The 17,375-nt window shown below is 72.4% G+C and carries 19 protein-coding genes; 10 read left to right on the plus strand and 9 right to left on the minus strand.

Going from position 1 to position 17,375, the window contains the following annotated elements:
• Positions 1-7 precede the first annotated feature (7 nt).
• The 3 genes from ABB07_RS37120 to ABB07_RS37130 all read left to right on the plus strand — a co-directional run bounded on the left by ABB07_RS37120 (position 8) and on the right by ABB07_RS37130 (position 2,641).
• The gene (locus ABB07_RS37120) at positions 8-1,516 is read left to right on the plus strand and encodes an acyl-CoA synthetase (RefSeq protein WP_208902826.1); all 1,509 of its coding nucleotides are present in this window, start codon (positions 8-10) and stop codon (positions 1,514-1,516) included.
• Positions 1,517-1,531: 15 nt separating this feature from the next.
• On the plus strand, positions 1,532-1,987 hold the full coding sequence (locus tag ABB07_RS37125) for a MaoC family dehydratase (RefSeq protein ID WP_208902827.1): 456 nt from the start codon (positions 1,532-1,534) through the stop codon (positions 1,985-1,987).
• Between the two features lie 249 nt (positions 1,988-2,236).
• Complete coding sequence (locus ABB07_RS37130) at positions 2,237-2,641, plus strand: hypothetical protein (protein ID WP_208902828.1); 405 nt, start codon at positions 2,237-2,239, stop codon at positions 2,639-2,641.
• Here ABB07_RS37130 and ABB07_RS37135 read toward each other — a convergent pair.
• The 6 genes from ABB07_RS37135 to ABB07_RS37160 form a co-directional block, all read right to left on the minus strand.
• On the minus strand, positions 2,638-2,853 hold the full coding sequence (locus ABB07_RS37135; protein ID WP_208902829.1) for a hypothetical protein: 216 nt from the start codon (positions 2,851-2,853) through the stop codon (positions 2,638-2,640). The genes ABB07_RS37130 and ABB07_RS37135 overlap by 4 nt on opposite strands.
• Positions 2,854-2,975: 122 nt before the next feature.
• A complete protein-coding gene (locus ABB07_RS37140; protein ID WP_244189648.1) occupies positions 2,976-3,218 on the minus strand; it encodes a hypothetical protein in 243 nt (80 codons plus the stop codon).
• A gap of 81 nt (positions 3,219-3,299) precedes the next feature.
• The gene (locus ABB07_RS37145; protein WP_244189649.1) at positions 3,300-3,821 is read right to left on the minus strand and encodes a GNAT family N-acetyltransferase; all 522 of its coding nucleotides are present in this window, start codon (positions 3,819-3,821) and stop codon (positions 3,300-3,302) included.
• A gap of 59 nt (positions 3,822-3,880) precedes the next feature.
• Positions 3,881-4,252: a DUF3592 domain-containing protein gene (locus ABB07_RS37150; protein WP_208902830.1), complete on the minus strand. Its 372-nt coding sequence runs from the start codon at positions 4,250-4,252 to the stop codon at positions 3,881-3,883.
• Between the two features lie 40 nt (positions 4,253-4,292).
• Positions 4,293-4,514: a Gfo/Idh/MocA family oxidoreductase gene (locus ABB07_RS37155; protein ID WP_244189650.1), complete on the minus strand. Its 222-nt coding sequence runs from the start codon at positions 4,512-4,514 to the stop codon at positions 4,293-4,295.
• A gap of 89 nt (positions 4,515-4,603) precedes the next feature.
• Positions 4,604-5,758 carry a Gfo/Idh/MocA family protein gene (locus ABB07_RS37160; RefSeq protein WP_208902831.1) on the minus strand — a complete coding sequence of 385 codons (1,155 nt, stop codon included), beginning with the start codon at positions 5,756-5,758 and terminating at the stop codon, positions 4,604-4,606.
• A 111-nt stretch (positions 5,759-5,869) separates the two neighbouring features.
• Between ABB07_RS37160 and ABB07_RS37165 the strand changes: the two genes are divergently transcribed.
• From ABB07_RS37165 to ABB07_RS37180, 4 genes are all read left to right on the plus strand, one after another.
• Entirely contained in the window at positions 5,870-6,877 is a 1,008-nt protein-coding gene (locus ABB07_RS37165; protein ID WP_208902832.1) for a LacI family DNA-binding transcriptional regulator, read from the plus strand.
• A gap of 166 nt (positions 6,878-7,043) precedes the next feature.
• On the plus strand, positions 7,044-9,758 hold the full coding sequence (locus ABB07_RS37170) for a SpoIIE family protein phosphatase (protein WP_208902833.1): 2,715 nt from the start codon (positions 7,044-7,046) through the stop codon (positions 9,756-9,758).
• Between the two features lie 298 nt (positions 9,759-10,056).
• Complete coding sequence (locus tag ABB07_RS37175; protein WP_208902834.1) at positions 10,057-11,205, plus strand: ABC transporter substrate-binding protein; 1,149 nt, start codon at positions 10,057-10,059, stop codon at positions 11,203-11,205.
• 128 nt (positions 11,206-11,333) lie between these two features.
• Positions 11,334-12,584 carry a PP2C family protein-serine/threonine phosphatase gene (locus tag ABB07_RS37180; RefSeq protein WP_208902835.1) on the plus strand — a complete coding sequence of 417 codons (1,251 nt, stop codon included), beginning with the start codon at positions 11,334-11,336 and terminating at the stop codon, positions 12,582-12,584.
• Between the two features lie 14 nt (positions 12,585-12,598).
• Here the strand turns inward: ABB07_RS37180 and ABB07_RS37185 are convergent, their stop codons facing one another.
• Complete coding sequence (locus ABB07_RS37185; RefSeq protein ID WP_208902836.1) at positions 12,599-12,802, minus strand: hypothetical protein; 204 nt, start codon at positions 12,800-12,802, stop codon at positions 12,599-12,601.
• A gap of 257 nt (positions 12,803-13,059) precedes the next feature.
• Between ABB07_RS37185 and ABB07_RS37190 the strand changes: the two genes are divergently transcribed.
• Positions 13,060-13,455, plus strand: a complete 396-nt coding sequence (locus tag ABB07_RS37190) for a DUF2267 domain-containing protein (RefSeq protein ID WP_208902837.1) — start codon at positions 13,060-13,062, stop codon at positions 13,453-13,455.
• Positions 13,456-13,741: 286 nt separating this feature from the next.
• Here the strand turns inward: ABB07_RS37190 and ABB07_RS37195 are convergent, their stop codons facing one another.
• Positions 13,742-14,194, minus strand: coding sequence for a YbhB/YbcL family Raf kinase inhibitor-like protein (locus ABB07_RS37195; protein ID WP_208902838.1), 453 nt, complete (start codon positions 14,192-14,194; stop codon positions 13,742-13,744).
• A 113-nt stretch (positions 14,195-14,307) separates the two neighbouring features.
• Here ABB07_RS37195 and ABB07_RS37200 point away from each other — a divergent pair, with 113 nt between their 5' ends.
• Positions 14,308-14,592: a hypothetical protein gene (locus ABB07_RS37200; RefSeq protein WP_208902839.1), complete on the plus strand. Its 285-nt coding sequence runs from the start codon at positions 14,308-14,310 to the stop codon at positions 14,590-14,592.
• A gap of 139 nt (positions 14,593-14,731) precedes the next feature.
• Here the strand turns inward: ABB07_RS37200 and ABB07_RS37205 are convergent, their stop codons facing one another.
• Positions 14,732-15,754, minus strand: a complete 1,023-nt coding sequence (locus tag ABB07_RS37205; protein WP_208902840.1) for a sigma-70 family RNA polymerase sigma factor — start codon at positions 15,752-15,754, stop codon at positions 14,732-14,734.
• A 225-nt stretch (positions 15,755-15,979) separates the two neighbouring features.
• Between ABB07_RS37205 and ABB07_RS37210 the strand changes: the two genes are divergently transcribed.
• Positions 15,980-17,311, plus strand: a complete 1,332-nt coding sequence (locus tag ABB07_RS37210; protein ID WP_244189651.1) for an erythromycin esterase family protein — start codon at positions 15,980-15,982, stop codon at positions 17,309-17,311.
• Positions 17,312-17,375 lie beyond the last annotated feature (64 nt).

The following is a 17,375-nucleotide window of genomic DNA, read 5'->3' on the forward strand; positions in this document are numbered from 1 at the left end:
GTGTCAGATGCGCAACGAGGGACTGGGGTCGTGGCCCGCACGCCGGGCCCGCAAGACCCCGCACCGCACCGCCCTGATCCACGGCGAGCGGTCGACCGACTACCGCACCCTGCACACACGCGTCACCCGCCTCGCCCACGCCCTGCGCGCCCGGGGCGTCAGGCGCGGCGACCGCATCGCCCACCTCGGCCCCAACCACCCCGCCTACCTGGAGACCCTGTTCGCCGCCGGTACCCTGGGCGCCGTCTTCGTCCCCCTCAACACCCGCCTCGCCGGCCCCGAGATCGCCTTCCAGCTCGCCGACTCCGGCGCCAAGGCCCTGATCCACGGTCCCGCGCACGCCGGGCTCGTCGCGGGACTGCCGGGCGAGACGGACGTACGGACCTTCCTCGAGATCGGCGACGCGTACGAACAGGCCCTGGCGTCCGCGTCGCAGGAGCCGATCGACGAACCGGTCGGCCCCGACGACACCTGCATCATCATGTACACCTCCGGGACCACCGGCCGCCCCAAGGGCGCGATGCTCACCCACGGCAACCTCACCTGGAACGCCGTCAACGTCCTGGTCGACCACGACCTGATCGCCGACGAACGCGCCCTGGTCTCCGCACCGCTGTTCCACACCGCCGGCCTCAACATGCTGGCCCTGCCGGTGCTGCTCAAGGGCGGCACCTGCGTCCTGGTGGAGGCCTTCGACCCGGGGACCACCCTCGATCTGATCGAACGTCACCGGATCACCTTCATGTTCGGGGTGCCGGCGATGTTCGACCAGGTCGCCCGGCACCCCCGCTGGGCGGGCGCCGACCTGTCGTCCCTGCGCATCCTCACCTGCGGCGGATCACCCGTGCCGACCCCCCTCATCGCCGTCTACCAGCAGCGCGGGCTCACCTTCCTCCAGGGGTACGGCATGACGGAGGCCGCGCCCGGCACGCTCTTCCTGGACGCCGAGCACGCGGTCGACAAGGCGGGCTCGGCGGGCGTACCGCACTTCTTCAGCGACGTACGGGTCGTACGGCCCGACCTCACCCCGGTCGACGCCGGCGAGACCGGCGAGATCGTGGTGCGCGGCCCGCATGTCATGCCCGGCTACTGGGGGCTGCCCGAGGAGACCGAGGCCGCCTTCGCGGACGGCTGGTTCCGCAGCGGGGACGCGGCGCGGGTCGACGAGGACGGTTATGTGTACGTCGTCGACCGGATCAAGGACATGATCATCTCCGGTGGCGAGAACATCTACCCCGCCGAGATCGAGGACATCCTCCTCGCCCACCCCGGCATAGCCGAGTGCGCGGTGATCGGTGTCCCGGACGACAAGTGGGGCGAGGTGCCCCGCGCGGTCGTCGTCCCCGCCCCGGGAGCCGGACTCGACCCGGACGAGGTGCTGGCCGCGCTGTCCGGGCGGCTCGCCAAGTACAAGATCCCCAAGTCGGTGGTGGTCACGGACGAACTCCCGCGCACCGCCTCCGGAAAGCTCCTCAAGTCCCGGGTGCGCAACCGCTACGGCACCCCAACGCCCTGATCAGAAAGGCGAGTTATGAGCATCACCGTCAACGGCCTGGACGAACTGAAGAAGCTCGCCGGCAGCGACCTCGGCACCAGCGAGTGGATCGAGGTCACCCAGGAACGCATCGACACCTTCGCCGACGCCACCGGCGACCACCAGTGGATCCACACCGACCCCGAGCGCGCGGCCCAGGGCCCCTTCGGCGCGCCGATCGCGCACGGCTACCTCACCCTGTCCCTGTTCATCCCGCTGTTCACCGAACTGCTGGACGTGCAGGGCGTGACCACCAAGGTCAACTACGGTCTGAACAAGGTGCGGTTCCCCGCGCCGGTGAAGGTAGGATCCCGCATCCGGCTGGCCGCCCGGCTCACCTCGGTCGAAGAGGTGCCCGGCGGCGTCCAGATCACCGTCGACGGCACGATCGAGGTGGAAGGCGCCACCAAGCCCGCCGCGGTTCTGCAGAGCCTGTCCCGGTTCTACGCCTGACCGGGGCCGGCCGGCGGGAAAGCCGATGGACGCGGAGTGCACCGTCACACAGCTTGAGAAGCTCGCCGTCCTCGGCCGGGCGCTCGGGCCGGCGCCCGGGGCACGCGTGCGCCGCTGACCGAGGTGGGGGCCGGCGCCACGCCGGTCACCGGACCTTGTCCCACGGCGCCGCGCCGTCCTCAGGTACTCAGCCGGAGGTGAGTACCTGCGCTCTGCCCGGCAGGCGGCGCCGGCCGGCACGCTCGGGACATGCGCCAAGGACTGACGAGACCCGTTGCCCCTCTGCTGCCGTTCCTCCTGCTCGCGGGGGTGTCCGTTGCCGCGTGGGCCGCATGGCTGGGCTGGGACCAGCACCGCGACGTGCACGCCGACGGCTCCACGACCGGCCCGTACGAGGCGTGGCAGGTGATCGGGCTGGTGGTCACCCTGCTCGTGCCGGTGTCCTGGGCGGCATCCCGGCGCCACCTCGTCGCCACCGTGCTGGGCCCGACGGCCGGCCTCACCCTCGCCACCTACTACGACTGGTCGGACGACTCCAGCGGACTCTTCGTCATCGGGGTGGGGCTGGTCATGATCGGCAGCTTCGCCACGACCGCCGTCGTCTGCGCCGTTGTCAGCTCGGTGAGCGAACGAAGGCAACGCACCGGTTTCTAGCCGCTTCCGCGGGCCAGGACGCGGCGGGCGGCCTCGGCCTCCGCGGCGGGCGGGGACAGCTCGTCGAGGGTGTCGAGCTCGTCGTCGGATTCCAGTTCCCGTTCCCAGGCCGCTGCGAGCTGTTCCTGCTCCTGGCGCGGTTTGGCACCGACAGTGTCCCGGTGATCGGGGTCCAGGGCTGCCAGGAATCGTACGACCGGATCTGTGGGCATGCCGTGCTCCTTGTCGCATGGAGGGGTGCCACCCTTGTCCAGCATCGCTGAACGAGCCCGCGTTGTCTGCTCGACCCCGGTCAGGAACGTTCCCCCGTCCGCCGGGCGCGGTCCGCGCGCCGCTACTCCACGGCCGGGTCCTCCTGGCTGCACCGCACAGCCTTCTTCACCGCCTGTTCGACCTCGTGCGGGCTGGACCCGGTCGCTGCGGCGTGCGCGGCGATGGCGGCCTGCACGGCTTCGGACGCCTCGCGCCAGCGGCGCAGCTGTGCGTCGTATTCGCCGCCGGTGAGGCCCGCGAGTTTCGCGCGCTCCTCCTCGGCGGTTCGTTCCAGCTTGATCAACCGATCCGGAACATCTGCCACGGTTCGGATCCTATGGCGAATCCACCGCTTCCACCCGCTCGCCGGCCTCCCGCTCGGCTGGAGCCCACGGTGTCACGTCGATCAGAGAGGGACGGTGACCCGCAGCCGGACGTAGTCGCGCCCGAGCGGGCCGGGGCGGCGGGAGCCGTCCGGACGCCAGCCGTGCCGGGCGTAGAACGCCTGCGCCCGCGCGTTGGCCTCCCAGCACTCCAGCACCCCGTCGGTGAGCCCGTCCGCGTGCAGCCGCCGCACGAACGCCTCGTGCAGCAGGCCGCCGACACCGCGTCCCCAGCCGCCCGGCTCGACGCCGATCTGCTGCAGCTCCCGCACCGACGCGGCATCGACGTCGTCGAACTTCGGCGGGCCGGTCATCAGGAAACCGGCCACACGGCCCTCGGACGTGGCGGCGACCAGCGCCCGGCCCTCGGCAACCGCACGCTCCCAGTAGGGGAGGATCCGCTCCGCGCCGTCCAGCTCCGTCGCGGGCAGGCCGCCCGCCGTGTAGTACGCCGTCCGCGTGCGGGTGTGGAGCACGGCCAGGGCCCGGGCCTCCTCGGGACGAGCCGGGCGGATTCCGATCGACGCAATCGATGTACCGGTCATGCGGACGGGGACGCCCCGGGCCATCGCGCGGTTCCGGCAGCGGAAGCCGTCGGAAACGCTTACTGCAGGGCAATCTGCCAGCCGAGGAGCAGGGCGCTCAGTACGGCGGTGACGATCGCACCGCGGAGTGTGGCGCCCAGGCCGCCGTAGGGGTCCATCGGGCTGTAGGGATGGCCGGGGGACACGAGGACGGTCATCGAGGAGCCGGTCTCGGCGGGGCGGCCGAAGGAGGCGTTGGCGATCTCGGCCTCGTAGCGCTTGCCGTCGATGTGGTAGCGGACGACCGGCGTCAGGAAGTACGCGCCCGGCTTCCCGCTCCGCGTGGCCCTGTTGCCGATCACCTCGGCCGACAGCTCGAGCGCCGTGGGCCGGACCTGCCGGAGCATCACGTTCTGTCGCAGTTCGCGTGCCATGGTGACGAGCGACGCCACGAGCACTCCCGCTGTCACCAGCAACCACACCATGGGCTACCTATAGCGCACGCGGGAAGGCGGCGCCGCACAGTCGGCGGATGTCGTCCATGACGCGGAGTGCGGCGACGGCGAGGTCCGCGTGGGTCGTGTCGTGCGAGGCGATGACGACGGCGTCGAAGTCCGGGTCGGCGATCAGCGCCTGGCCGTCGCCGGTCGCCCGGGCTCCGGGCACCGCGGCGGCGCGGGCGGCCCGTTGCTCGTCGACGTCGGCGACGCTCACGACCTCTGCGCCGGACACTCAGTGGTGCAGCGTGTGCACGTGGTCGGGGCCCATGGTGCCCGCGCCGACGACCCCGATGCGTCCGGTGCTCACGCCAGGCTCACCCACGTGCCCCGCTCGGCCGAGCGTTCCATCGCCTCCAGCGCAACCGCACTGGCCATGGCATCGCTGAGCGTGGTGCCGACGGGGGTGCCCTCGGTGACGGAGCGCAGGAACCGGTACGCCTCGATGACCTTGAGGTCGTCGTAACCCATGCTGGTGGCCGCGCCCGGCTGGAACGCGCCGTACTCGCCGTGGCCGGGGCCGACGTACACCGTGCTGACCGGCTGGTCCTGGTAGGTCGTGCCGCGGCTGACGGCGAGTTCGCCCATGCGGCGGAAGTCCCAGAAGACGGCGCCCCTGGTGCCGTGCACCTCGAAGCCGTAGTTGTTCTGCTCGCCGACCGACACGCGACAGGCCTCCAGCACGCCGCGGGCACCGGAGGCGAAGCGCAGCAGGCAGTTGACGTAGTCCTCGTTCTCGACCGGCCCGGGCTCGCCGCCGGTGGCGAGGGTGTGGCCGGCGGTGGCGCCGGCCGGCCGGGCGCGTTCGGGGAGGAAGACCGCGGTGTCGGCGATGAGCGACGCGATGTCGCCGAGCAGGAAGCGGGCCAGGTCGACGCCGTGCGAGGCGAGGTCGCCCAGCACGCCGCTGCCGCCGCGGGCGCGCTCGTAGCGCCAGGTCAGGGCGCCGTCCGGGTGGGCGGCGTAGTCGCTGAAGAGGCGGACGCGGGCATGGGTGACCGTGCCGATCTCACCGGAGGCGATCAGCTCGCGGGCGGCCTCGACGGCGGGCGCGTTGCGGTAGTTGAAGCCGACGGCGCCCTGCACACCGGCCTTGGTGACCGCGTCGGCGACCGCCCGGGCGTCGTCGGCCGTGAGCCCGACCGGCTTCTCGATCCAGATGTGCTTGCCGGCCTCGGCCATCGCCACGCCGATCTCGCGGTGTAGGAAGTTCGGGGCGGTGATGCTGACCGCCTGGACGCGCGGATCGGCGGCCACCTCCCGCCAGTCCCGCGTCGCGGCGGCGAACCCGTACAGCCCGGCGGCCTCCTCGGCCCGGCCCGGCACCTCGTCCGCGACGGTGAGCAGGTGCGGCCGCACGGACAGCTGGGGGAAGTGGTGCGGCAGACGGGCGTACGCCTGGGTGTGCACCCGTCCCATCCAGCCGAATCCCACGACGGCGACGCCGAGCGTATTCACCATGAGCGCCCTTCTTTGGACCGTTCCAGAGCTTGCGCGCCCAGCGTGGATCCCGCTTCTCCCCGGTGTCAAGGGTCTTTACAGCGGCGTGTGGCCTGTGGAACGGTCCATGCCATGGGCAATCCGACCATCCGTGACGTCGCCGAGCGGGCCGGCGTGTCCAAGTCCCTGGTCTCGCTCGTGCTGCGGGGCTCCGAAGGGGTCCGGCCGGAGAAGCGCGAGGCCGTCCTCGCGGCGGTCGAAGCGCTCGGTTACCGGCCCAACGCGGCCGCGCGCAGCCTGAGCGAGCGGCGCACCCGCACGGTGGGCGTGCTGCTCGACGACCTGCGCAATCCCTGGTTCGTGGAACTGCTCGACGGCCTGAACACGCGGCTGTACGACAACGGCCTGCACATGCTGCTGGCCGACGGCCACCTCAACCGGCGCCTCGGCGAGGACCTCACCCGGACCTTCACCGAACTCCGCGTCGACGGCCTGATCGCCGTCGGCACGCTCCAGGATCCCCAGGCCCTGCGCACCGCCGCCGGACGGGTGCCCACGGTCGTCGCCGGCGCCCGGGAACCGGTGCTGCCCGGCGTGGACATCGTCGCCAATGACGACGAGCACGGAGCCCGCCTGGCCACCGAGCACCTCATCGGCCTCGGTCACCGGCACATCGCCCACATCGCCGGTCATGGCGCGGTCGGCGAGCTGCGCCGGCGCAGCTTCGAGGCCACCATGCGCGAGCACGGCCTCGCCGGCACCGCGGTCGTGGAACAGGGCGACCTCACCGAGGAGGGCGGGTACCGCGCGGCCGTCCGGCTGCTGAGCCGCCCGCAGCGCCCGACCGCCGTCTTCGCGGTCAACGACATGACCTGCGTCGGCGCCCTCTCCGCCGCCGAGGAGACCGGTCTGCGGGTACCCCGCGACCTCTCCCTGGTCGGGTACGACAACACCTATCTCGCCCGCCTGCGCCATCTGTGGCTGACCACCGTGGACAACGCCAGCCATGACGTGGGCCGACGCGCCGCGCAGCGGCTGCTCGACCGGATCGACGAGCCGGACCGCCCGGGCGAGGTCGACCTCGCCACCCCGTTCCTGGAGGTGAGGGGGACGACCGCCCCGCCGCTCGCGGATTCCTGACGCCGCCGGTCCCGGTCGCCTCGTTGTGGCGCCCGAGAAACGATAGAAAGGTGATGTGAGCGAAGAATCGGGTCGATCCGGGCGTGGTGCGCCTGATGTCTCCAGGAGCACCCACGAGCCGGATCGGCCCCGTCGCGGGGGAGAGTCGTGGCGGTCGCTGCTGAGCGTGCACAGCCTCGCCGGCCAGGTCTTCCTGCTGCAGCTCGCCGTCGTGGTGCTGATCGTCGCCGCCACCCTGGTGGCGCTCGTGGTGCAGGCGCGACGCGACATCATGGCGGACGCCCGCCACCGGACCCTCACCACGGCGCAGGCGTTCGCGAACTCCCCCGGGATCGTGTCGGCCCTGAAGAGCGCGCACCCGACCGCGGCGCTGCAGCCGCACGCCCAGGCGGCCCGCAAGGCCGCGGGCGTCGACGCCATCATCGTGTACGGGCTGAACGGGATCACCCTCACCCACAGCGACCCGCACCAGATCGGGAAACGCGTCATCGGACCCTACGCACAGGCGGCGACCGGCAAGCCCTTCACCAGCACCTTCCAGGGGTCCCTGGGGCTCTCCGTGGTCTCGGCGGTCCCGGTCAGGGCCCCCGACGGCTCGGTCATCGCCATCGTCTCCGTGCCCGTCACCGTGGAGTCGGTGCAGCACCGGGTGAACCGGCAGCTGCCGGTCCTCTTCGGCGGCGCCGCGACCGCCCTCGTCGTCGCCGCGGGCGGGTCGGCCCTGGTGAGCCGCCGGTTGCGGCGGCAGACCCATGGCCTGGGGGCCACCGAGATGACCCGGATGTACGAGCACCACGACGCGGTCCTGCACGCCGTGCGGGAAGGCGTGCTGATCGTCGGCGACGGCCGCCGGCTGCTGCTGGCCAACGACGAGGCACGGCGGCTGCTGGACCTGCCGACGGACGCGGAGCAGCGCCGCGTCACCGATCTGGGGCTCGCCGAGGACCTCACCGCGCTGCTGGTCTCCGACCGCCCCGCCACCGACGAGGTCTACCTGGCGGGCGACCGGCTGCTCGCGGTCAACAAGCGGCTCACCGCACCGCACGGACCGGTCGGCAGCGTGGTCACGCTCCGCGACACCACCGAGCTGCGGATCGTCGCCGGACGGGCGGAGGTGGCGCGCGAGCGGCTGAGGCTGCTCTACGACGCCGGGCTGCGGATCGGCACCACCCTCGATGTGAAGCGCACGGCCGAGGAACTGGCCGAAGTAGCGGTGCCCCGGTTCGCCGACATCGTCACCGTCGAACTGCTGGACCCGGTCCTGCGCGGCGAGGAGTGCTCCCGTGCCGCCGACGGGATCACCGAGCTGCGCCGCAGCGCCGTCGCCGGTCTGGACACGGACCGGCTCCTCAACCCCCTCGGCAAACTGATCCGGTTCGTCCCCGACCACCCCGTCTCCATGGCGCTGGCCGACGGCCGCCCCTTCCTGGTCGGGGCCCTCAACGCCTCCGGCGGCTGGCTGGCCCAGGACCCCGAACGGGCCCGGCGGATCCTCGAGCACGGCATCCACTCCCTGCTCGTGGTCCCCTTGCGAGCCCGCGGCGTGGTGCTGGGAGCGGTGGAGTTCTGGCGCGCGAAGGACTCCCAGCCGTTCGAGGACGAGGACGTGTCCTTCGGCGAGGAGCTCGCTGCCCGGGCGGCGCTGTGCATCGACAACGCCCGCCGCTACACCCGCGAACACACCATGGCCGTCACCCTGCAGCACAGCCTGCTGCCGCGCGGGCTGCCCGAACAGTCCGCCCTCGACGTGGCCTACCGCTACCTGCCGGCCCAGGCCGGGGTGGGCGGCGACTGGTTCGACGTCATCCCGCTGTCCGGCACCCGGGTGGCCCTCGTCGTGGGCGACGTCGTCGGCCACGGTCTGCACGCCGCGGCGACCATGGGCCGGCTGCGCACCGCCGTGCACAACTTCGCCGGCCTCGACCTGCCGGTGGAGGAGCTGCTGGTCCGCCTGGACGAGCTGGTGGCCCAGATCGACGCCGAGGAGATCGCCGCCGCCGAGGACGGGCAGTCGATGATCACCGGGGCGACCTGCCAGTACGCCGTCTACGACCCCACCTCCGGGCGGCTGGCCCTCGCCACCGCCGGCCATCCGGGCCCGGCCGTGGTCCGGCCCGACGGCACCGTGGACCTGCTCCAGCTGCCCGTCTCGCCACCCCTGGGGCTCGGCGCCGGCCTGCCGGTCGAGACCGCCGAACTCACCGTTCCCGAGGGCTCCCGGCTGGTGCTCTTCACCGACGGGCTGATCGAGGACCGCACCCGGGACCTGGACGCCGGCCTGGAAGCCCTGCGCCACGCCCTGTCCGGGCCCGCCCGCACGCCGGAGGCCACGTGCACGGCGGTGGTGCAGGCCATGCTGTCCGACCGGCCGAGGGACGACATCGCCCTCCTGGTGGCCCGCACCTGCCGGCTCGGACCGGATCAGGTCGCCGAGTGGGACGTGCCCCGTGACCCGGCGGCCGTGGGCCCGGTGCGCGCGGCCTGCGCCCGGCGGCTGACGGAGTGGGGCCTGGAGGAGGTCACCTTCACCGCCGAACTCGTCCTCAGCGAGCTGATCACCAACGCCGTCCGCTACGGCGGCGAGCCCATCGCCGTCCGGCTGCTGCGCACGGTGCCGCTCAGCGGTCCCGGCGCGGGCAGCCTGATCTTCGAGGTCTCCGACGGCAGCAGCACCTCGCCGCGGCTGCGCCGCGCGAAGGACACCGACGAAGGCGGCCGCGGCCTCTTCCTGGTCGCCCGGTTGGCCGAACGCTGGGGGACCCGCTACACGCCCACCGGAAAGGTCATCTGGGCCGAACAGCCCCTCCACGGCGGCGCCGCTCCGGAAGCGGCGGGAGTCGGCGACATCCTGCTCGACCAGTGGGACGACACGGCGCTGTGAGACGGCACGGCGGTGTGAGAAGAGTGCGTTCCGCAGAGGAAACACGCTGATCGCAGGCTTTCCGGGCGGGAGTCCGCCGGCGGGGCCGCCGGGCACCCTGACCTCGATGGCGACTTCGCCGACGCCGTGGACCGTGTGCCGGCGGACCGGAGCACGCCCCGGGCCGGCCTGCGACAGCCTTCGGGAGTCCACGAGCGTGCGCGCCACGGCGGAACCGCGCATCCTGGCGGTGGTACGACACACCCTGTGACAAGCCGCATCCTTCGGCGACACCCGCATTCCCCACCCAGGAGCCGTCGTGACCACACCCCGGGCCCGAGCAGCGGCCGTCGCCGGCTGCTTCGCTCTCGCGGCACTGGGCCTGAGCGCCTGCGGCAACCCACCACCGGCCGCCAGGCCCCAGAAGCCGTCGCTGGCCACGTCCGCGGAGAACGCGGGCGGCATGCGCGCACTGATCGCCGCGGCGAAACGAGAGGGCGCGCTCACCGCGATCGCGCTGCCGCGTGACTGGGCCGACTACGGGGACCTGATCGACGGCTTCGAGAAGAAGTACGGGATCAAGGTCAGGGTCGACGATCCGCAGGGCCACAGCGAGGACGAGCTCGACGCCGTGCGGAAGCGCGGGAACAGCCCGACGGCTCCCGACGTGATCGACGTGGGCGACACGTTCGCGCGGAGCGCGGCGCAGCAGAACCTGCTCGCGCCGTACAAGGTCGCCGCGTTCGACTCGATCCCCGTGAACCAGAAGGACGCACAGGCCCGTTGGTCCAACAACTACGGGGGCTACATCTCCATCGGCTGCGACGCCCACCGGGTCAGGATCTGCCCGGAGACCTTCGCCGATCTGCTGAAACCCGCTTACAAGGGCAAGGTCGCGCTCGAAGGAGACCCGACCCGGTCGGCCACCGCCTTCGACAGCGTCTACGCCGCCGCGCTGGCGAACAACGGATCCTTCGACGACATCCAGCCCGGCCTCGACTTCTTCGCCCAGCTCAACAAGATCGGCAACTTCAATCCCGTCAGCTCCAGCACGGCGACGGTCGAGGACGGCCGGACTCCCATCAGCATCAACTGGGACTACGTCAACCTCCACTACGCCGACCAGCTCCGCGACAAGGGCGTCGACTGGCAGGTCGCGATCCCCTTCGACGGCAGCTTCGCCCAGTACTTCGCGCTGGCGGTCAACAAGCGCGCCCCGCACCCGGCGGCTGCCCGCCTGTGGCAGGAGTACCTCTTCAGCACGGAGGGCCAGAACCTCCGGCTGCGCGGCTACGCCCGCCCGGTGCTCATGGACGTCATGAAGCAGGACGGCACCCTCGACAAGGCCGCCGCCGCACGGCTGCCGACGGTCGAGGGAACGCCCCAGTTCCCGACGGACGAGCAACTGGAGAAGGCGAGGAAGGCGGTCACCCAGGGCTGGGCGAAGGCCGTCTCCGGCCGGCCGTGACGGCCCGGCCGGGTCGGCAGCGGCTCCTCACCGCGGTAGCCGCCGAGGTGGGCGGGACGGCGGGCACAGGCGCAGGAGGGCGCCTAGATTGTGGTGATACGAGGAGGGCGGGGAAGGGAGTGCTGCCGGTGGCATCGCGGGTTGACCACGCGGCCCTGTTCGCCGCCACACCGAGCCCCTACCTGGTGCTCGGCCCGGACCTGGTCATCGTGGACGTGAACCGGGCCTACCTGGCGGCCACCGGGCGCACCCGGGAAGACCTGCTCGGCCGGCACATCTTCAACGCGTTCCCCGACAACCCCGCCGACCCGGACGCCGACGGGGTCCGCAACCTCGGTGCTTCCCTGCACCGGGTCCTCACCACGCGCGAGGCCGACACGATGGCCTTGCAGAAGTACGACATCCCCGTGATGGGCCGGCCGGAGGTGTTCGAGGAGCGCTGGTGGTCCCCGGTGAACACCCCGGTACCCGGGCCCGACGGGCAGGTGGCGTACATCATCCACCGGGTGGAGGACGTCACCGCGTTCGTCAAGGCACACAGGGCCACCCATCCCGCCGGCGTCCGGGTGGGGCAGCGCCTGGAGGAGGCGCAGGCTCTGGAGGCCGAGCTGTACGCGCGGGCGCGCGAGCTGCAGCGGCTGAACGAGGAACTGCGGCAGGCCCACACCCGCGAACGAGAGGTCGCCGTCACCCTGCAACAGGCCATGCTGCACGCCCCCGACCTGGCCCGCCACCGCGACATCGCGGTGCGCTACCTGCCCGCGACCGGCTCCCTGAACGTGTGCGGCGACTGGTACGACGTGGTCGACATCCCGCCCGACCGGCTCGCCCTCGCGGTCGGCGATGTCATCGGCCACGGCCTGGAGGCCGCGGCCGTCATGGGCATGCTCCGCAGTGCCCTGTCCGCCGCCATCCGCGCCCTGGAACGACCCGCGCAGGCCCTGGAGGTGCTCGGTCTGTACGCCCGGTCCATCGAGGGGGCGCTGGGCACCACCGCCGTCAAGGCGATCGTCGACACCCGCAGCCGCCTGATCACCTATAGCAGTGCGGGTCACCCGCCGCCGGTGCTCGTCGACCCCGGCGGCCGCTGCGAACTGCTGGACCAGGCCACCGACCCACCGCTCGGCACCCGCCCCCAGCACGTCCCCCGCCCGCAGGCGATCGCGGCCTACAGGCCCGGAGACACGCTCGTGCTGTACACCGACGGACTGATCGAGAGAAGGGATGAGGACATCGACGTCAGCCTGAGCCGGCTGTGCGACACGCTCTGCGACTGCGCCCGCCTCGGCACCGAACAGTTCGCCGACACCGTCCTGGCCCGCCTCGGCGTCGCCGGCGGCGGCCGCGACGACATCGCCCTGATCGTCGTCCGGCTCTGAGCGGGAACAGGTCGTCATGGCAGCGGACGCCAGACGATGCCCTCCCGCCCGGTGAGCGCGGAGACCGCGTCCGCGGCATTGAGCGGCAGGGGCAGCGGGGGGCGGGTGCGGATTTTGCTCAGTGTGAACAGCAGGATCCGGATCTCGTCGTACGGAGCGGAGGCGTGCAGGTACGACTCGAGGTGCGCGCGGGAGGCCTCCGTACTCCAGGCCACCATCGGCCTGCCGCCCACCTCCGCCGTGATCCGTTGCGTGATCCATCCCTACCCCGGATCCGGAACGCCTCCGCACCCTGGTACCCGTCGGCCGCCCCGGCCGACTCGCTGGTACGTCACCAGGACCACAGGCGGATGTCCGTCCGTGCCGACGTCGTCCCGTGTACGGGACGGCCCGACGGGCACCCGTGCAACGCGGCCCCCAGGGTCGCCGCTCGGACCCCTCGGGCATGACCCCGTCCTCACCAGCGGGAGGCAGCATGATCAGCCATCGGCATCTGGTGGAAGAGGTGGCGTCGCGGGCTCGGCTCGACGACCCGGAGGCGGCGGACGCCGCCGTGCATCTGGTCCTCGCGGCGCTGAGCAGTCGCCTGGACCCACCGCACCGGGAGCATCTGCGCCAGGCCGTACCGGCCCATGAACGCCCCGCGCTGCAGTACGGCGCCGACGCGGCGGAGGGCTCCGGCCCGGGCCTCGACGAACTGCTGGCCGATGTGGCCCGGCCCGTGGGTGCGACTCCGGACCAGGCACTGTTCCTGGCCCGGACGGTGCTCTGCCGGATCTCCGCGGAGGACACGTCGCTGGCCGCGGATCTGCGAGGCGCCTTGCCGGACGAGTTCGGCACGCTGTTCACGGAACCCGATCCGCTCTCCTAGCGGTCCACCCGCGCCACCCGGACCCCGACCGCGCTCAACCGCCGCTGAAAAAGGCCGAGTTCCAGAACCGGTCGGGGTTCACGGGGCCCTCGCGGCCGGCTCCCGTACCGGCCGCGACCAGGCATCAGGGAACGGCCGGGGGAAGGTGTGCGCCCCCGGTACGTCGAGATACGTGCCGTCCGGCACCAGCGTGCCGAGCAGCAGATCCGTGGTCCTGGCACGGCGGGCGGCGAGTCCACGCCGTGCCGGAGCCCCGTGCCGTGGCCGCGGATGCCAACCGCCGGGGTCAGCGCTGGTACAGCCCGACGATCGTGCCGCTGGCCAGCTGCTGCCGGTCCAGGACGGCGTGGGCCTCGTCGGCGCCGGCCCGGTCCGGGAGCGAGACCGGGGCGGGGAGGGCGTAGAGCCGGAAGAAGTACCGGTGGGCCTTGTCGCCGACCGGAGGCTGTGGGCCGCCCCAGCCCCGTTCCCCGAATCCGTTGCGATGGGCCTGGCTGCCCCGGGGTGTCTCGCCGGCGTCCAGGCCCCCGGCGTGGGGGTCGATACCGGTGACTAGCCAGTGCACGAAGGTTCCGGACGGAGCGTCCGGATCCTCGCACAGCAGGGCCAGCTCCGCCGCGTCATCCGGTACCCCGGACCAGGTGAGCGGGGGAGACACGTTGTCCGCGTCATGCGCGTAGTGGCGCGGGATCATGCTGTGGTCACTGAAGGCTGCGCTTGTGAGTTCGATACCGGCCATGCGACCGGAGTACCCGGCACGGACCGGGGCATACGGCCCCACCGCACGGGATGACCGAGGAGGCGCGGGGTACCCGCACGACTGACACACCCCCGTGCGAGGAGATGACTGGCATGCGGTTCATCGGACTGCTCCTCTTCGCGGGCGCGGCCGCCTTCACGGCCCTCGCGATCGCGGGCAACCTGTCCGGCGGGCCCGAGTACACGGTGTCCGTCCTCAATCACGACATCGCCACCATGAGCGGGCTCGCCCTGTTCAGCTCCGGACTCGCGCTGGCGCTCATCTTCTGCGTGGGCTTGGTGATCATGGTGAGCGGCGCGGCACACAACGGCCGCCACCGCGGCTCCCGGCCGCGCCGGACGCGGAACACGACGCTGGGCGGGACGCCGGGGTCCTGACGCCCGGGTGACGCCCGGGCCTGAAGCCGATGCCGGGCCCGAACCTGAACGCGGCTGTGCCCCGGCGCCAGCCTCCGGCGCGCGAACGCTCCGGGGCACGAACAAAGGGCAGCGCCGGGCCGCCCGCGCGGTGTCGGCGTCAGCCCGCCCAGTCCAGCAGGCGCTCGCCCGTCTCGGGTGCCCGCAGCCGGGTGAGGGACTCCTTCTCCAGCTGGCGCACGCGTTCCCTGGTCAGGCCCACCTGGTCGGCCACCTGTTGCAGCGTGCGCGGATGCCCGTCGTGCAGCCCGTAGCGCAGACTGAGGATCATGGCTTCGCGGGGTGCCAGCACGCCCAGGGCGTCCCTGAGGTCCTCCGCCAGCGCCCGGTACTCGGCCACCTGCGGAGCCTGGAGTACGTCGGTGGCGGGGATGAGGTCCCCGACCACGGTCTCGCCGGTCTCGTCCACCGGCGTGTCCAGGCTCAGCGTCTGCCGCCCCACCCGGCGCAGCCAGACGACCCGGTCCTCGGCGAACCCGCTCTCCCGGGCGACCTCGTCGTCCGTCGGCTCGCGGTCGAGGCGCAACTGGAGCTGCCGTTCGCACTTCGCGAGCTTCTGCAGCTGCTCCACGACGTGCATGGGCAGCCGTACCGTGCGGGCGTGCTGGGCCAGGCCCCGCTCGATGGCCTGCCGGATCCACCAGGTGGCGTACGTGGAGAACTTGAAGCCCTTGGTGTGGTCGAACTTCTCCACCGCCCGCATCAGCCCGAGGTTGCCGTCCTGGATCAGGTCCAGCAGGGGCGCGCCCCGGTGGGCGTGCCGTTTGGCGATCGACACCACGAGGCGCAGGTTGGCCCGGATCATATGGTCCTTGGCCCGCATGCCCTCCCGTACGGCCGCCTCCAGTTCACGGCGCCGCGAGGGGGCGAGAGCGCGGTCACCGGCGTCGGCCCGCTCCAGTTCCCCGGTGGCGTGCACCCCGGTCTCGATGCGCTGGGCCAGCCGTACCTCGTCCGCGGCGTCGAGCAGGGGGGTCGCGGCGATCTGGGCCAGGTACTGGCCGAGCAGGTCCGGTTCGTCGCCGATGGTCTCCGGGACCCGGCTGCGCGGGCGTGCGGACCGGGCGGCGGCACGGCGGCGCTCTTGGGGATCCGCGAGAGCGGATCGTGCCGGGGCAGGCATCGTTCCGGCCTCCGACTCCTGTCGCTTCGACTCTGTGCTTGCGGGAGGTTGACCCCGTGCTTCCGGAGGGGGTCGACCAGGGTGGCGGGTACCCGGCCGGAGCGTCAGGACACGTGCGTTCCGTGCGCGGGGACGGCTCCCGGTTCGGGCGTGAGGATGCCCGCCGTTTCGGCCCGCCGCGGTGCGGGAACCCGGTGCGGCGTCCGCCGGAAAGGGGGAGCGTCCGTGCCCGACACCGACCAGGACCGCATCCGCAGGCAGGCGCTGCCGCTGACCGATCCGGCGTCGCTGGACCCGTTGATGGAACGCATCGGCGACGCCCGCTATGTGCTGCTCGGCGAGGCCTCCCACGGCACCGCGGACTACTACCGGGTGCGCGATCTGCTGACGCGCCGGCTGATCGAGGAGAAGGGCTTCTCCTTCGTCGCGGTGGAGGGCGACTGGCCGGACTGCCAGGCCGTGCACTGCGCCGTGGTCGCCGCGCCGGGCGCGCCCGAGGATCCCGGCGAGGTGCTGGCGGGCTTCAGGCGCTGGCCGGCGTGGATGTGGGGCAACACCGACGTGGCCGCCTTCACCCGGTGGCTGCGCCGGCACAACGAGGCTCTGCCGCCCGAGCGGCGCGTGGGCTTCTTCGGGCTGGACGTCTACAGCCTGTGGGAGTCGCTGGACGCGGTGCTGGCCCACCTGCGCGAGCACGACCCCGACGAGGTGGACCACGCCCTGGAGGCGTGCCGCTGCTTCGAGCCGTACGCCCGGGATCCGCAGTCCTACGCGCTGGCCACCAGCTATGTGTCGGAGGGCTGTGCGCCCCAGGTGGTGTCCCTGCTCACCGAGCTGCGGCGGCGGGCGGCGCAGGCGGCGGCCATGGACGGCTCGCTCGCGGAATTCGCCGCCCGGCAGAACGCCGAGGTGCTGGCCGGGGCCGAGGCCTACTACCGGGTCATGCTCGACAGCGGCCCCGAGTCGTGGAACATCCGGGACCGGCATATGGCCGACACCCTGGACCGGTTGATGGAGCATTACGGTCCCGAGGCCAAGGCCGTGGTCTGGGAGCACAACACCCACATCGGCGACGCGCGTGCCACGGACATGGCCGACGTCGGCGAGATAAACGTCGGCCAGCTGGTGCGCGAGCGGCACCTGGGGAGGGGTGTGGTGCTCGTCGGGTTCGGCTCGCACTCCGGCACCGTGATCGCCGCGGACGCCTGGGGTGACACGCCGAGGATCATGGGCGTGCCGGCCGCCCGCCGGGGCAGCGTGGAGGATCTGCTGCACCGGGCGCTGCCGGGCGAGCGGGCGCTGTTCGTCTTCCCGCATGTGCAGTTCCAGCATCCGCCCTCCTCCGGGCGGGGCGAGTGGTTCCACGAAGAGCATGGTCACCGCGCGATCGGCGTGGTGTACCGGCCGCAGTACGACCGCGTCGGCAACTACGTCCCCACGGTCCTGGCCCAGCGCTACGACGCCTTCTGCTACCTCGACCGCACCCACGCGCTCACCCCGCTGCACCCCTGGTCCAAGGGGAGCCTGGAGGAGCAGACCTGGCCCGCGGGTGTGTGACGCCGGCGCGACCGCGACCGCCGGGCGGCTCGGCCTGCCGCTCCCCGGACGGCGAAAGGCGCGT

The organism is Streptomyces incarnatus (genome assembly GCF_001027185.1).
GTDB classification, from domain to species: Bacteria; Actinomycetota; Actinomycetes; order Streptomycetales; family Streptomycetaceae; genus Streptomyces; species Streptomyces puniciscabiei.